Annotated in this window: 19 protein-coding genes; 8 read left to right on the top strand and 11 right to left on the bottom strand. The window is 60.0% G+C overall.

Annotation, left to right across the window (positions count from 1 at the left end):
• Positions 1 to 46: 46 nt before the first annotated feature.
• The 5 genes from ACFOKF_RS23225 to ACFOKF_RS23205 all read left to right on the top strand — a co-directional run bounded on the left by ACFOKF_RS23225 (position 47) and on the right by ACFOKF_RS23205 (position 3,883).
• Positions 47 to 292 carry a hypothetical protein gene (locus ACFOKF_RS23225; protein WP_380798965.1) on the top strand — a complete coding sequence of 82 codons (246 nt, stop codon included), beginning with the start codon at positions 47 to 49 and terminating at the stop codon, positions 290 to 292.
• The gene (locus tag ACFOKF_RS23220; protein ID WP_380798963.1) at positions 282 to 650 is read left to right on the top strand and encodes a chloride channel protein; all 369 of its coding nucleotides are present in this window, start codon (positions 282 to 284) and stop codon (positions 648 to 650) included. The genes ACFOKF_RS23225 and ACFOKF_RS23220 overlap by 11 nt, the downstream gene beginning before the upstream one ends.
• Before the next feature lie 60 nt (positions 651 to 710).
• Complete coding sequence (locus ACFOKF_RS23215) at positions 711 to 2,846, top strand: TonB-dependent siderophore receptor (RefSeq protein ID WP_380798962.1); 2,136 nt, start codon at positions 711 to 713, stop codon at positions 2,844 to 2,846.
• A gap of 267 nt (positions 2,847 to 3,113) precedes the next feature.
• The gene (locus ACFOKF_RS23210) at positions 3,114 to 3,281 is read left to right on the top strand and encodes a DUF1328 domain-containing protein (protein WP_093088302.1); all 168 of its coding nucleotides are present in this window, start codon (positions 3,114 to 3,116) and stop codon (positions 3,279 to 3,281) included.
• Between the two features lie 152 nt (positions 3,282 to 3,433).
• Complete coding sequence (locus tag ACFOKF_RS23205) at positions 3,434 to 3,883, top strand: pyridoxamine 5'-phosphate oxidase family protein (RefSeq protein WP_380799342.1); 450 nt, start codon at positions 3,434 to 3,436, stop codon at positions 3,881 to 3,883.
• Between the two features lie 113 nt (positions 3,884 to 3,996).
• Here the strand turns inward: ACFOKF_RS23205 and ACFOKF_RS23200 are convergent, their stop codons facing one another.
• From ACFOKF_RS23200 to ACFOKF_RS23165, 8 genes are all read right to left on the bottom strand, one after another.
• Entirely contained in the window at positions 3,997 to 4,623 is a 627-nt protein-coding gene (locus ACFOKF_RS23200) for a phosphatase PAP2 family protein (RefSeq protein ID WP_380798961.1), read from the bottom strand.
• Positions 4,624 to 4,635: 12 nt separating this feature from the next.
• Positions 4,636 to 4,878 (bottom strand): hypothetical protein, encoded by a 243-nt coding sequence (locus ACFOKF_RS23195; RefSeq protein WP_380798960.1) that lies wholly within the window; start codon positions 4,876 to 4,878, stop codon positions 4,636 to 4,638.
• A 184-nt stretch (positions 4,879 to 5,062) separates the two neighbouring features.
• Positions 5,063 to 5,329 (bottom strand): hypothetical protein, encoded by a 267-nt coding sequence (locus tag ACFOKF_RS23190; RefSeq protein WP_380798958.1) that lies wholly within the window; start codon positions 5,327 to 5,329, stop codon positions 5,063 to 5,065.
• Positions 5,330 to 5,396: 67 nt separating this feature from the next.
• The gene (locus ACFOKF_RS23185) at positions 5,397 to 5,579 is read right to left on the bottom strand and encodes a DUF3008 family protein (protein WP_380798957.1); all 183 of its coding nucleotides are present in this window, start codon (positions 5,577 to 5,579) and stop codon (positions 5,397 to 5,399) included.
• A gap of 65 nt (positions 5,580 to 5,644) precedes the next feature.
• Positions 5,645 to 5,869 carry a hypothetical protein gene (locus ACFOKF_RS23180; protein WP_380798955.1) on the bottom strand — a complete coding sequence of 75 codons (225 nt, stop codon included), beginning with the start codon at positions 5,867 to 5,869 and terminating at the stop codon, positions 5,645 to 5,647.
• Between the two features lie 341 nt (positions 5,870 to 6,210).
• Complete coding sequence (locus tag ACFOKF_RS23175) at positions 6,211 to 8,502, bottom strand: xanthine dehydrogenase family protein molybdopterin-binding subunit (protein ID WP_380799341.1); 2,292 nt, start codon at positions 8,500 to 8,502, stop codon at positions 6,211 to 6,213.
• Positions 8,503 to 8,519: 17 nt separating this feature from the next.
• A complete protein-coding gene (locus ACFOKF_RS23170) occupies positions 8,520 to 9,506 on the bottom strand; it encodes an FAD binding domain-containing protein (protein ID WP_380798954.1) in 987 nt (328 codons plus the stop codon).
• Positions 9,503 to 10,024, bottom strand: coding sequence for a 2Fe-2S iron-sulfur cluster-binding protein (locus tag ACFOKF_RS23165; protein ID WP_380798952.1), 522 nt, complete (start codon positions 10,022 to 10,024; stop codon positions 9,503 to 9,505). The genes ACFOKF_RS23170 and ACFOKF_RS23165 overlap by 4 nt, the downstream gene beginning before the upstream one ends.
• A gap of 208 nt (positions 10,025 to 10,232) precedes the next feature.
• Between ACFOKF_RS23165 and ACFOKF_RS23160 the strand changes: the two genes are divergently transcribed.
• Both ACFOKF_RS23160 and gstA read left to right on the top strand, forming a co-directional pair.
• Positions 10,233 to 10,559: a hypothetical protein gene (locus ACFOKF_RS23160; protein ID WP_093088315.1), complete on the top strand. Its 327-nt coding sequence runs from the start codon at positions 10,233 to 10,235 to the stop codon at positions 10,557 to 10,559.
• Between the two features lie 10 nt (positions 10,560 to 10,569).
• On the top strand, positions 10,570 to 11,160 hold the full coding sequence (gene gstA, locus ACFOKF_RS23155; protein ID WP_380798950.1) for a glutathione transferase GstA: 591 nt from the start codon (positions 10,570 to 10,572) through the stop codon (positions 11,158 to 11,160).
• A gap of 560 nt (positions 11,161 to 11,720) precedes the next feature.
• Here gstA and ACFOKF_RS23150 read toward each other — a convergent pair.
• Positions 11,721 to 11,927, bottom strand: a complete 207-nt coding sequence (locus ACFOKF_RS23150; protein ID WP_380798948.1) for a hypervirulence associated TUDOR domain-containing protein — start codon at positions 11,925 to 11,927, stop codon at positions 11,721 to 11,723.
• Between the two features lie 294 nt (positions 11,928 to 12,221).
• Between ACFOKF_RS23150 and ACFOKF_RS23145 the strand changes: the two genes are divergently transcribed.
• Positions 12,222 to 12,593: a PRC-barrel domain-containing protein gene (locus ACFOKF_RS23145; RefSeq protein ID WP_093088319.1), complete on the top strand. Its 372-nt coding sequence runs from the start codon at positions 12,222 to 12,224 to the stop codon at positions 12,591 to 12,593.
• Positions 12,594 to 12,640: 47 nt separating this feature from the next.
• On the opposite strand, the gene ACFOKF_RS23140 is transcribed toward ACFOKF_RS23145, so the two are convergent.
• A complete protein-coding gene (locus ACFOKF_RS23140) occupies positions 12,641 to 12,907 on the bottom strand; it encodes a DUF2171 domain-containing protein (RefSeq protein ID WP_380798947.1) in 267 nt (88 codons plus the stop codon).
• A 110-nt stretch (positions 12,908 to 13,017) separates the two neighbouring features.
• On the bottom strand, positions 13,018 to 13,869 hold the full coding sequence (locus ACFOKF_RS23135; protein ID WP_380799340.1) for an SDR family oxidoreductase: 852 nt from the start codon (positions 13,867 to 13,869) through the stop codon (positions 13,018 to 13,020).
• Positions 13,870 to 13,878: the final 9 nt, after the last annotated feature.

Below are 13,878 nucleotides of genomic sequence, written 5' to 3'. Positions count from 1 at the left end.
TGGAAACTTCGTTGCGGGTGCGTCGGATGGAACAGGGCTGCTGGTGATGGCGGCCGTCCTGATCGCGAGCATGGCCAGCCCCGGTCTTGCCGGCGATTATGTCTATTTCGGCGAGATGCGTCAGACGCTCAGCGCAAGCCAAGGACTGTTCGTGCTCCCCGTCGCCGGGCTTATCGGTGGCGTGGCCGGTGGGTGCTTCTCTCGGCTGATGCTGTCGGCAGGCAGGACGCCGTTCCGGCCAGTCGCGCGGTTGCGGTCGAGGCGGTTTTGTTCGCCGGGATATGCGGCATGACGGTGGCGATCTTCGGCGTCGAGACGGGGCTGACCTGGGCACGAGCTACCAGACCGCCCATGATGTCATCGCCGGGGACGATGTTCCTCTCTCGTTTGGCGCGGCCAAGTTTCTGGCGACGCTCGCCATGGCATCGGGTCTGCCCGATGGCATATTCGCGCCGTCCCTGTCGGTGGGAGCAGCAATTGGCGACGTGTTTCGCAGCATCTTACCCCCTTATCCGCCGGGAGCGGGAATGCTGCTGGGCATGGTCGCCTATTTCACCGGCGTAGTGCGGGCGCCTTCGACTTCCGTCATCATTATATCGGAGACGACGGCCAGTTGCGGCCTCACGTTGCCACTGCTCGGCGCTCCTTAGATATGCGATTGACCCGCAATAGCGATAAAGTTAAGTCGCCTTATGACGGAGGGGCCGACTATGAACAACAGATATTTGATTTGCTCGATCGCAGTGCCGGGGGTGCTTGCCATCGCTGCGACAGCAAAAGCAGCGGAAACTGCAGACCATGATGCGACCAATGAGCGCAGGGCGGACATCATCGTCAATGGCCTGATCGTCGATGAAGGCCAGAACAAGGTCACGGCTAATGGCGCGCTGGGCGCAAAGACGCTGCTCGACACGCCCTATTCGATCACGGTGGTGGATCGCGAAGATATTTCCAAACGGCAGGCTACTTCCATCGGACAGATATTCATCAACGATCCTGCCGTTTTTTCCTATTCTCCGGCTGGCACGACCGACTGGTGGGGCACGCAAATCCGTGGGCTGGGCGTGCGCAACTATTATATCGATGACGTACCGCTGATGCTCTATTGGGGCGGCACCTATCCGCTGGAATCGGTCGAGACGGTCGAGGCGCTGAAGGGTCTGTCCGGCTTCATGTATGGCTTTGGCGCGCCGGGCGGCACGATCAGCTATCGCACCAAGCGGCCGACGGCCGATCCGCTGCTCACGACCGAACTGGGATGGCGGGCGACGGGCGATGTCTATGCCCATGTCGATGCGGGCGGGCCGCTGACCCAGGATGGACGGCTGGGCTATCGCATCAATATCGCTGGTGAGAAAGGCCGGCTCTATAATGAGGCAAAGAACAACCGCTGGCTGGCGTCCGCCGCACTGGAATATGCGCTGACGCCCGACATCAAATGGTATGGCACGGCGGCATACGAGGAAAGCAAGCTCGAGGCGGAGCCGTTCCAGATTTATTGGTATGCCTATGAAGATGCGAAGCTGCCGAAGCCGACGACGGATTATGACAAGCTGAACATCGATAACAGCTTCTATCGCGTGCACACTCTGTCGGCAGCGACGGGCATCGACTGGGGCTTTGCCGACGGCTGGAACGCCAAGCTCACCTATGGCTATGCCAGTAAGAAACATTGGTCGAACAAGATGTTCGCCACCATCCATAATCAGGCGGGCGACTATACCGGCAACGCCTATAATTTCGCCTGGCTGGACAGAAGCCATTTTGCGCAGGCGATGGTGCAGGGCGAGTTTGAGACGGGGCCGATCCGCCATGCCATCGTTGCGGGCGCATCGGTCATCGCGACGGAAAGCTATCGAAGCAACGAATTTTACTGGAGTGAGGATTTCACCGGCAATCTCTATCAGGATCAGCCGTTCCGCGTGACGCGCGCCTTCGACTGGTCGATGGATCCGATCCCCGACAAGCAGCGTCAATATGCCCTGTTTTTGAGCGACACGATCCATTTCGGCGATCATGTGCAAGCGGTCGTGGGCGGGCGGCAGACCTGGTATCGGCTGCTGCCGCTGCCTGGCGATCCCGACAGCGGCTATCGGACATCTACCCTGTCGCCGACTTTCGCGCTGATCGGCAAGCCCGCGCCGTGGGCGTCGCTTTATGGCAGCTATGTCGAATCGCTGGAGCCGGGGTCTCAGGTCGGCGGCGAATATGCAAATGCTGGTGAGATATTGAAGGCGACCGTCAGCAAGCAGTTTGAGGTCGGCGCCAAGGTCGAGCATGGCGGCATCAGCCTCACTGCTGCCGCCTTCCGCATCGAACGTGTGAATACGGCCGAACGTTGGGAGGCCGGTGTAAGTCAGCCCTATCTGCGGCAGGACGGACAGACGCTTTATAGGGGCGTAGAACTGATCGGCAGCTGGCAGGTGGACAAGCAGCTGAAACTGGGCGCAGGCGTGGTCCGGCTCGACCCGGAATTGCGCAAGCTGTCGCCGGTGGTGGATGAGGATGGAAGCATCCTGCCGTCGCCGCTCATCGGCAACATCCCGGCGGAAGCCGCGAAATGGCAAGTCACGGGCAATGTCGAATATGCGGTGGCAGGGGTTCCGGGCCTCAGCCTGCACGCCAATGCCCGCTATTTCGGCAGGGCGCCTACGGGGGATGAGAATATCCTCTACATCCCTGACCGCACGATCGCCAACGCTGGCTTCCAATATGAGGCGCTGATCGGTGGGCGGAAGGTGGCCTTTACGGGCAACGTCAACAATCTGTTCAACAAGAAATATTGGGGCCTTGGCAATATCGGTGAAGGCATGAACGGCGCACTGAGCGCGCGCATCTACTGGTAACTGGAATTTTGGCATCCATTCGGGTCAACCGCCCGCCTGGATCGTCCGACTGGCAACTTATATGCTGCGCTGATTTTTATCGGGGCAGATGAGAACGTCGCACTTGGCGGACGCTGACATCATCTGAACGTTCGCGATCAGCGCGCCTCGAAATAGGATGACTGAATAGCTAACGTTGCGCATTTGGAACATTCATTTCGTGCGCTGGTTTTGACGATAGCGCGCTCTTGAACGTAATAGAAAGCCGCTTGTCTAAGGAGATATGTCATGTTTCGATGGGCCATTATTTTAGCAGTCGTAGCCATCGTGGCTGCGCTTCTGGGCTTCGGTGGTGTTGCAGGCCTCTCTGCTGAGCTCGCTAAGATTTTCCTTCTCGTCGCGGTTGTGCTCGTCGTCCTCGGATTTCTGTTCGGTCGGGGTCGCAGAGTGCCATAACCGTTTTGGCGGCGGGCAGCCAGTTTCCGCAAGACTCGCGCGATCGCGCGAGCCTTTGCTTCAGCGAAACCTGACTTGCCGCAAGGCGTTGTACTTCGCGCAACCTTGAGGAGAGTGAAATGGCAGTCGATACGCACAAGCTGAAGCAGCATATGTGGGATAAGCTTGAGAAAGGGCCTTTCATCATGATCGGCCTTGCGGACGACGAAAGTCATTCGGAGCCATTGACTGCGCAGCTCGACAAGGATCAGGTCGACACGATCTGGTTCTTCATCGGCAAGGACAACCGTCTTGCAAAAGGTGGCCGGGCGATGGCTCAGTTCGTGTCCAAGGGGCAGGACTTCTTCGCCTGCCTGTCTGGCAGCGTGGTCATCGACAATGACACTGCTATGATCGACAAGCTCTGGTCCAAGCAGGTGGAAGCTTGGTTTCCCGAGGGAAAATCCGATCCCAATCTCGCCCTTCTCCGCTTCGACATCGATGATGCCGAGCTGTGGGAGGCAGACCTGTCGCTGACCGGAAAGCTCAAGATGCTCTTCGGCGGCAAGATCAGGGCGGACGAAGAGGGTAGCCACGCCGTCGTATCGAACACCATCGTCTAATCCGCATAGGCGCACGGCAGCGCAGGGCTGTGCTGCCACGTCCCCCAAAGCAAACATTGTGGGGGCGCGAGCAAGCCAAACCTTCTGACTGACAGGGATAATAAGGGGCACGGCTAGGCAGCGGCCACAAGCTTCAGCCCCGTGGGCCGCAGCCCAATCATCCGGATCATGAGGTCGGCAACTTTCTCGGCAATTGCGCCCGCCACGCCGCCTGCCACGACGTCGCCAGGATAATGGGCGCCGCGGGGTATCTGCAAAGCGCCGATCACCGCTGCGGCCGCCAGCACCGACCCTGTATAGCGAGGATAGTCGCGAGAGAACGCCCGGGCGAGAGCCCAAGCGCTGGCGGTGTGGCCGCTTGGAAAGGAACGCAGCGCTGCAGCACGCGATTTGCCCTTCGCCATATGATAGCGGCCTGACCTCAGCTGCTTCTTCGGCCTCGTCCTGTCGACATTGTTCTTTCCCCATTGCTTGAGTGCGATCGCAATGAGATGGGCAAGAAGCATCCGGATTGCGGCTCTTTGCAATAGGGGCCTGCGCGCGATTGTCCCGCCGGCAAGCAGGGCAAGCGACAACCCCAGCAGCGGCGGTTCGTCGCCGACATTGCCGAGCTCCCCGATCCATTTTACGGTGGGAGCCTGAAGCACCGGCCGCAGCTTCTCGATGAATTCAACGTCTATCCGCTCGGGCAGCGACATCTTGGCGACGCGCTGTTTGGGAAGCCGCCTGACCTGTGGCATGATGTCCTCTCCTCAGATATTCCGGTCGATCGCAGCATCCACCATCGCACGGTAAATTGCTCGCGCCTGATCGATGTCACATCCACCCATTTTTGCGCCCGCTCGGGTCATATGCTCGGTCGGTTCAAGCATGCTGATCAGCAGGCCTTTCGCCTCGCGAGCGACGGCCTGCCATTGGGTATCGAAATCAAAATGGTGGTCGTCGGGCGGTACGCCTCGCAATTTACAAATGGTGCGGGCGAACCGCTCGATCATCTCGCTATCTTCCATGAGACTGAAACGACTGGTCAGCGCTACGGTTTGCCATCAATGCAAAAAAGGCCGGTCAGATGACCGGCGGATAAGTTTTAGGAAGATGCCGGAAAGGTACGTCCTCTTTCGCAGCACGACGCAAGCGCCGTAACAGATAGGGCGATTAACACCGTTGCAGGCTTTGCAATCAGGATTTCGCCTGCGGAAGGCCTTCATACCAACTTGCGTATGGCGTGTTCCTGATTAGGTGACGATTGTAATCCGGCGTGCCGTCGTCCCACCAGACCGGCCCGCGCTCGCCAAGCGCCCGCTTCGCCTCGTCCACAGTGGCGCGAGCCTTTTTCTTCGCCTCCATGTCCTGTGTCAGACGCGCGTCGCCCATTTCGCGACGAGCGCGCATCAGCACTTGGACCCAATGCTGGCGTTCTCGGTCTGACAAGGCTGGGTTGCTCATTCGCCATAGGCGCGCTCGCACCACGAAATATCGCCCGTCGGGCGTTACCGGATGGGTCGGTCTATGGTCAGTCTTTGTGCTCAGGCAGGTTCCTTCTCTTCGTACTGGCAAATTTTGCGAGCAGCTTTTCGGACATGGATTGCTCCATCTCTTTCGAGGCGCCCTTGAGTTTGAATTTGGGCTGCTCGCCGCCGGTGGCCGCGAGCGCCGCACCTGCGGCTTTCTGTCGAGCTTTCGACTTGGCAGGCATGATCTGCCGTCCTTTGTTGGCGGTGGAGCAGAGCATTGGCGGCCAACAGAACGGCTCTGCAGAGGCTAATTTATATTGCTGGTTGCCAAGTCACCCGCGTTGACATCGTCAGCGCCCGTGCGGTCGGTTTCAAAAAAGCCGGAGGCGAGCGCCAGGGCCAGAACAATCACGATCAAAAGGAGGCTGACCACCAGAATATTCCGGGTCATGCGTGCTGGCGATCCGCTGCGTGCTTCGGTTGTCGACAAATGCGTGACAACCCCGTCTTCTTCGCGGTCCTTGTGCATCATTGCTTCTCCTCATGGCCAAACCATTGTCCCAGGTCTGGGTTCCTTCGCGATGGAGAACGGGGCAGGGAGGCAACTGTTTGGCGAGGATTACCGCTTCATATGGACAATGGGATTTGACGACTACCAGTCGGAAAGCGGACGGCCGGCGGTTGAACAACTGATAACACGTCTGAATATAACATAAGGGGCACTTGTGCCCGACAAGGCGGTGGGTGTGGCCGATCTAAAATCGAGCTGACTAGAGCAGTTTCCGAGCCGATTGCATCGGCTCGCCTGCTCCAAGTTTTTGGTTTACCGCATTTTCCGGGTCAGCAGGTGATTCCACCTGCTTGGAAAACGCTCTAGATCAACTTGTCGAGTGTAATCGGAAGAGAGCGCACACGCTTGCCAGTGGCATTGTAGACGGCATTGGCTATTGCGGCGGCTGTCCCAGTGATCCCGATCTCACCGATACCGCGCGCACCCATGGGCGTGTGCGGGTCGGGAATGTCGGTCCACATCACTTCGATCTTCGGCACGTCCATGTGAACCGGGAGATGATAGTCGGAAAGGCTGGCGTTCATGATCCGCCCCTTACGTTCGTCAAACTGTGCCTCTTCGGTAAGTGCAAGGCCCAGCCCCATGATCATGCCACCGCGAAACTGGCTCGCGGCTGTCTTGGGATTGAGGATGCGGCCGCAGTCGAAGGAACCGAGGAAACGGCTGACGCGCGGTTCGCCGGTGATGGCGTTCACGCGCACTTCGCAGAACATGGCGCCATGGCTGTGCATCGACCAGTGCATGATCTCCAGGGGCATTGCCGGTTTAGCCTCGACCTGAAGCTCTTCGCGCTGCGCTCGGGCAAGGATGGCCGCGTAGCTTTCATGGGCGGCAGGATCGCCGATCTTGCCAAGGCCGCCATCGCGACCCTCGATCTCAGAGGGTTTGAGGCCTGCCAGTGGTGAGGTATTGCCTGCCAGCTTGAGCAATTCGGCGACCATAGCATCGAAGGCCGCGCGCACCGCAGCGCCGACGGCAGCGGTTTGCTGGGAGCCGCCCGCCAATATCGTGCCGGGGAGGGAGGTGTCGCCATAATTCACCGTCACCTGTTCCGAGGACAGGCCGAGCCGGTCCGCCGTAACCTGAGTATGGACTGTCGCCGTCCCCATGCCCATCTCATGCGCGGCGACATCAACGGTGACGTGTCCGTCCCTGCGCAGTGTCAGGCGCGCTGCGCTGCCGGGCATACGGTAATAGGGATAGGTCGCGCCCGCCGCGCCCATGCCTACCAGCCACTCGCCCTCGCGCCGCATCCCCGGCAGGGCATTGCGATCCGCCCATCCGAACCGCTCCGCGCCATCGCGCCATGCCTGGGCGCTGTGGCGGGCAGAAAAGGGGAGGCCATTGACGGGATCCTTTCCCGGCTCGTTGCGCAGGCGCAGTTCTATGGGATCGATCTCCATCCGCTCCGCCAGTTCGTCTATAGCCGATTCCAGCGCGAAGGTTCCGACGGACTCACCCGGCGCGCGCATGAACGTATTGGCCAGCATGTCGAGATCCGCGACCTGCACGTCCAGCTTGATCGCCTCGGCCCCATACATCGACATCGCAGGCAGGATGAACGGTTCGGGCATGGCGTTATGTGTGGTCATGGCGGCATAGCCGGTGTGGATCAGCGCCTTGAACTTGCCGTCGGTATCAGCCCCCAGAGCCACACGCTGTTCCGTATTCGCTCGTCCGCCGACGAGACGATAGACGCCCTCACGCGATAGCGTCACGCGCACCGGCCGCTTCGCGAGGCGCGCGGCTGCGGCGGCAAGGATCTGATGCCACCACAACGTCTTCCCGCCAAAGCCGCCGCCCACATAGGGTGAACTGACATGCACCTGGGATTCGTCCAGCCCGAATATCTGAGCCAGCGTCCATGCCGTATGCGCTACGCCCTGTGTGGCGTCGTGGAGCCGCAAGTCGTCGCCGTCCCAGATCAGGGTTGCAGCATGTAGCTCAATGGCATTGTGATTGTGGCGCGGAGTTTCATACAGTGAATCGACGGCGAACGGGGCGGCCGCAAGCGCTTCTTCCGCGTCGCCGATCGCGACCTGCAAAGGCTCGCCCTGAAATTCCACATGGCGGGCGTGTTTCTTCGCTTGCGCAAAGCACGTCTCTGCTGGCTCCTCTACATAGGTCGCGCGGATGAGCGATGCGGCATGCTGGGCCTGTTCATGGGTCTCCGCCAGAACCAGCGCTATGGGCTGACCGTTCCAGTAGATGCACTCGTCCTGCATGACGGGCAGGTCGCTGCCGCCCGCCGCCTTATCGTCCGACAAGAAGACGGGCGTGGGCTTGAGGCGGGGACAATTATGATGGGTCATGACGAGAAGGACGCCGGGGGAAGCTTCGGCTGCAGCGACGTCCAGCGCGGCGATGCGGCCCTTGGGGATGGTGCTGTACGCTAGGGCGGCATATGTCATGTTTTCAATATCGAACTCGGCCGCAAAGCGCGCGTGTCCCTGCACCTTTAGCGGACCGTCGATGCGGGAGAGAGCAGTGCCGATCGAGCCATTTTTGGCGCGCGCGATCAACGGATCGGGCACGCCGCCCGGGATCCAGCGATCAGGAGCGAGGCCAACACCCTTTTTCATGATCGCCTGCATCGCGCTCTTGAAACGGCTCACATCGGCTCTCCTGCCAGTTCGCCCAGCACAGCCGTTACGGTGCGTGCGGCCAACTCGATCTTGAACCCATTGCCGCTGAGCCGTCTCGCGTGCGCCAGTTCCGCCTCGGCCGCCGCGCGAAAACTGGCGGTATTTGCTGGTTGGCCAACAAGGTTATTCTCAGCTATCCTGGCCCGCCATGGCTTGAGCGCTACGCCCCCCAGGGCGACCCGCACGTCACGCACCAAACCATCCTCTACGGCCAGCGCCGCAGCGACAGAGACGAGGGCGAAAGCATAGCTAGAGCGATCGCGGACCTTGCGATAGGTCGAGTTCCAGGAGAAGGGCAAGGGCGGCAGTTCGACGGCGGTGATGAGTTCACCTGGTTCCAGCATCGTCTCGATCTCAGGATGATCGCCCGGCAGGTAATGGAAATCTTCGAGCGGCAGGGTGCGCGCGCCATTTGCGCCCTCCAGATGGACCACAGTGTCGAAAGTGGCGAGAGCAACGCACATGTCAGAAGGGTGGGTGGCGACGCAGGCAGGTGAAGCGCCCAATATCGCATGCATGCGATTGAAGCCGTCCACCGCGTCGCAACCCGAGCCCGGATTCCGCTTGTTGCAGGCGGACCCTTCCAGGTCATAGAAATAGGCACAGCGGGTGCGCTGGAGGATATTGCCCCCAACGGTTGCCATGTTGCGGATCTGAGGCGAAGCACCCGCTACGATGGCGCGGGTGAGGGCAGGGTAACGCGTCCTGACGGACCAGTTCTCCGCTAATGCCGTATTCTTCACGCTCGCGCCGATCAGCAGGCCGCCGTTGGCGCTGTCCTCTATGGTCGTAGAAAGACCGCTGACATCCACCAGGCTGCTGGGCTGTTCGATGGTTTCGCGCATCAGGTCGACGAGATTGGTACCGCCGCCCAGGAAGCGGGCTTGGCTCTCCTGCGCCTGGCGAACCGCTGATGCGTTATCATCGGCGCGCCCATAGCTGAACGGGTTCATTCCGCAGCCTCCTGCTGTTCGTCCTCTGCCCTGCAGTTTTCCGCGATGGCCGCGACGATGCCGTTATAGGCGCCGCAGCGACAGAGGTTGCCGCTCATCCGTTCACGCAGTTCGTCATGATTGAGCGCGATGGCGGCGGTCAGGTCCTGCGTAACATGGCTAGGTACCCCGCGCCGGGCCTCGGCTGACATCCCGATGGCTGAACAGATCTGCCCAGGCGTGCAGTATCCGCACTGGAAGCCGTCATGCTCGATGAAGGCCTGTTGCAACGGATGGAGGCCAGCTTCGCTTTCCAGCCCTTCGATGGTCGTGATCTCCCGCCCTTCATATTGGACCGTCAAAGCCAGACATGACAGGATACGCTCACCGTCGGCCAGAACGGTGCACGCACCGCATGCCCCCTGATCGCATCCCTTCTTGGTGCCGTGCAGGGAAAGATGCTCACGCAGATAATCGAGCAGCGAAACCCTGGCGTCTGTAGGCGCCGGTGCGGCGATGCCGTTGATGGTGATGGACATGGAGCGTGACCTCGCGCTGGGCAGTTCCTTTGTGGAGGAAGTCATCTCCGTACTCCTTGTTCCGCTCCACGCCGGCGCAGCGCGAATATCGAGCCTGTCCGGGTTGCCGTTGCGATGACCGGTTTTGATGCCGATCGGCCTGCGAGACGTACGGGAGGAAACCGGTCGACGCGGCGGGCGTTCCCTTGGCTTGAACGAGGAGAGGCGTATGTCCATGCAAAGTTACAAGCCCACCCTCAAAATGGCCTCAGCGGCCCGCAGGGGCTTGCGCCTGCGCGAAAAGTTCGACCGTGGTGGCACACAGGTGGGCGTTGATCGGGCCCATCAATTGGTTGAGCGCCGCGATCTGACGGCGGCAGACGTGAAATCCATGCACAGCTTCTTCGCGCGCCACGATGTCGACAAGGCAGGCAAGGCGCACAAATGGAATTCGGACAGCGATCCATCGGCGGGATTCATCGCATGGCTCCTATGGGGCGGCGACGCAGGCAAACAGTGGGCCGACCGCAAGGTTAGGACGATCAACGACGAATAGGAGAGAGACTGTGAAACTCTATTATTCCCCGGGCGCGTGCAGCCTGGCCGATCATATCGCGCTCATCGAAAGCGGCCTGCCGTTCGAAACGGAGAAGGTCGATCTCAAGGCGAAGACGACGGAAAGCGGCGCGGACTATGCCGCCATCAACCCCAAAGGCTATGTCCCCGCCCTGGCGCTGGACGAGGGCGGCGTGCTCACCGAGAACATCGCCATATTGAGCTATATCGCGGATCGGTCGGGCAATCTCATGCCGATCGACGACCGTGCCCGGTTCCGCGTCCTGGAAGCACTGGCCTATATTTCGACCGAGCTGCACAAGGGGTTCAAGCCTTTCTTCATGCCAGACGCCGACGACGACGCCAAATCGGCCGCAAAGGAACAACTTGCGAAGCGCTTTGCCCTGATCGATCAGAATCTCGAGGGGCGAGACCATGTGCTCGGCTCGTTCAGCATCGCGGACTGCTATTTGTTCGTCATGCTGTTCTGGGCGAAGACCAAGGTCGGCCTCGACTTGTCGCCCCGCTTGTCGGCCTATTTCGACCGCGTCTCGGCGCGGCCGGGCGTTCGCGCTGCGCTGGCAAGCGAGGGGTTGGACTGAGTCCAGGCCTTGTGGTCAGAAGCCTGACAGAAAGCCGTCATCGCGATCGGGTGATCCTTTCGCGCCAACGGCTTTGCAAATTTCCGCACGGCTGGTTTCGGCCCTTCCTCATAGGTCGGATAATAGAAGGGCATGGCCAAGAGATCGCTGGCAGTCAGACCTTGCGTAATCGCCCAGGCGAGCAGATGCGCGCTATGTTCGACGGAAGGGCCGACCAACTTGGCAAAGAGCAAGCGGCCCGCCTTCAGACCGACATAGATCCTGCCGATGGCTGCGTTGGTCATACAGACGTTGGTGCGGCCTTTCAGCAGGACCGGGCGCTGCATATCGAGGTTCGTGACGATACCGAAACTGGACGCGCGGCGCGCCGCTTGCGCAGCGGACGCCGCCGCGATCAGCAGTTTCGACGGCTTGCAGCCGACCGTTGCGCAGTTGGTCCCTGCAAAAGCTCATCGATAAGCACGGACGCCATGCGCACATGCGGCGCGTTCCGCCGCCAGCGCTGCTGTGCCTGCGCAGAAGATAGCGGCATCACATCGTATTTCGCGTGTCGCGCGCGATTAATCCTTGCGAAGGGCTTCGGGCTTGTGCGCAGCGCGCTTGCCATCTTGCGTCTCCACCAGATATTCAGGATTGTCGGTAGACGCAGCGACCTTATGTCTTTTTATCGTAGTTGGTTTCGTGAGCTTGCGAATGACCTTGCCACGCGCCTCCCCGCCGTGGCTCTTCCAGCTAACGGCGGTACCCTTCTTTAAAGACTTGGTCACATTGCTCTCCTCGGCGTCTGTTCAGGACAAACGGTCTCAGGGCAAAGGCGTTCTATGGGGAAGCATTCCGCGCGCCAATTTTCGGGAGGTAGAATATGACGCCGGAGTATAAAGCACGCACATAATAAAGGGAAACGTCCGCGCTTGAGAGCGAAAAAGAACGGCTTCCTCCTCTGCCACCAACGGCGATTCAACGACTTTTAGGGTCGCCCCGACGATCAGACCATGAACATTGGGATAGTGGGCCTGCTTGCCGCGTTCACCCTGAACCCCCAGCATGAAAGGAGAGATGTCATGGCACAGACCGACATCGTCACGGACGAAACCAATCGCCTCATCGCCTCGAACAAAGTCGAGGGCACCACCGTCTACAACGCGCAGCGCGAGAAGCTCGGCTCGATCTACAATTTCATGGTCGAAAAGCGCTCGGGCAAGGTTGAATATGCCGTGCTTCAGTTCGGCGGCCTGTTCGGGCTGGGGAGCGATTATTATCCGCTCCCCTGGGACGTGCTGACCTATGACACCGATCAGGGCGGCTATGTCGTCAATCTCGACAAGAGCGTTCTGGAAAATGCGCCTCGCTACGCAAGCGACAGCGAGCCAGCCTATGATCGCGCCTATGGGCGAGAGGTATATAGCTATTACGGGGTCAACTACCCCTACTGATCAGACAGAAGTGGCCGGCCCAGAGGGGCCGGCTATTTCTTTGCACCCTATGACGACTTGTCGCTCAGCGCCTCGCCGCCTTTTTCCTCTTCCAGGAGTATGGCTGCTGAGCCGGCGGCTGAAAGACGAACCATATTGCCTTCGACGGCAGTCACCAGTCCTCCAGAGAAATAATGATGGTGATCGGCGTGCGAACCGCTGTCCGCTTTCGTCATCTTGATCCGATCGCCTTCAATCTTGTCGACGGTGCCGATATGGACGCCATCTGCGCCGATGATCTCCATATGCTCCTTGATCTGGCTCAGGTCCGCCATCTCAGTTCCTTTCATCGGTTAAAAATTCTGTACTCATCCGTCGGGCCAAATTCGATTTGGAGGCTCCCGGCGTCGGGTCGTAATGCCCCTTGCTCGCTGGACGAAGCGATCTAGCCGTTCACAATGATCCCGCCATTTGGATGGAGAACCTGTCCGGACATGTAGCTGGAATCCTCGCAGGCGAGGAACAGGAAGGCGGGCGCGACTTCCTTGGGCTGACCCGGCCGACCAATGGGCGTGCTCTCGCCAAAATGCTCCAGCTTCTCCGGCTTTGCGCCACCGCATGGATTGAGCGGGGTCCAGATCGGCCCCGGCGCGACCGCATTCACGCGAATGCCATCGCCAACCAGATTTTCCGATAATGATCGCGTAAAGGCCGTGATCGCACCCTTGGTCGAGCTATAATCCAGCAGGTCCTTGCTGCCCTGGTACATGGTGACGCTCGTGCAGTTGACGATCGCCGCGCCAGCCTTGAGGTGTGGGCGTGCGGCCTGCGTCAGGAAGAACATACCAAAGATATTGGTCTGGAAGGTTCGACGCAGCTGCTCCTCGCTTATGTCTGTGATGTCCTCATCGGGATGCTGCTCGCCGGCATTGTTGACGAGAATGTCGATCCTGCCGAATGCATCGAGCGTCTGGCGTACGATCTCATCGCTAAACTCTTTCTCGCCGATATCGCCGCGGATGGCGATCGCCTTGCGGCCTTCGGCCTCTACGATCCGCTTCGTTTCGGCGGCATCGTCATCTTCGAGCAGATAGATGATGGCTATGTCAGCACCTTCACGGGCATAAAGCGCCGCCACAGCGCGTCCGATGCCGCTGTCGGCGCCGGTTATGATCGCGACCTTGCCCTTTAGACGCTCCGAACCCTTGTAGCGGGGTTGCCACTCGGGCTTTGGCTCGAGTTTGCTCTCATGCCCGGGAAGCGCATCTTCGTGGATCATCTGGACGGTCTCGGTCATGGCGGCATC

Origin of the sequence: Sphingobium rhizovicinum (assembly GCF_042647625.1) — a bacterium.
In the GTDB taxonomy this organism is placed as follows: Bacteria; Pseudomonadota; Alphaproteobacteria; order Sphingomonadales; family Sphingomonadaceae; genus Sphingobium; species Sphingobium rhizovicinum.
Note: the sequence above shows the minus strand (reverse complement) of the source record. Positions and strands in the feature narration are given on the sequence as shown.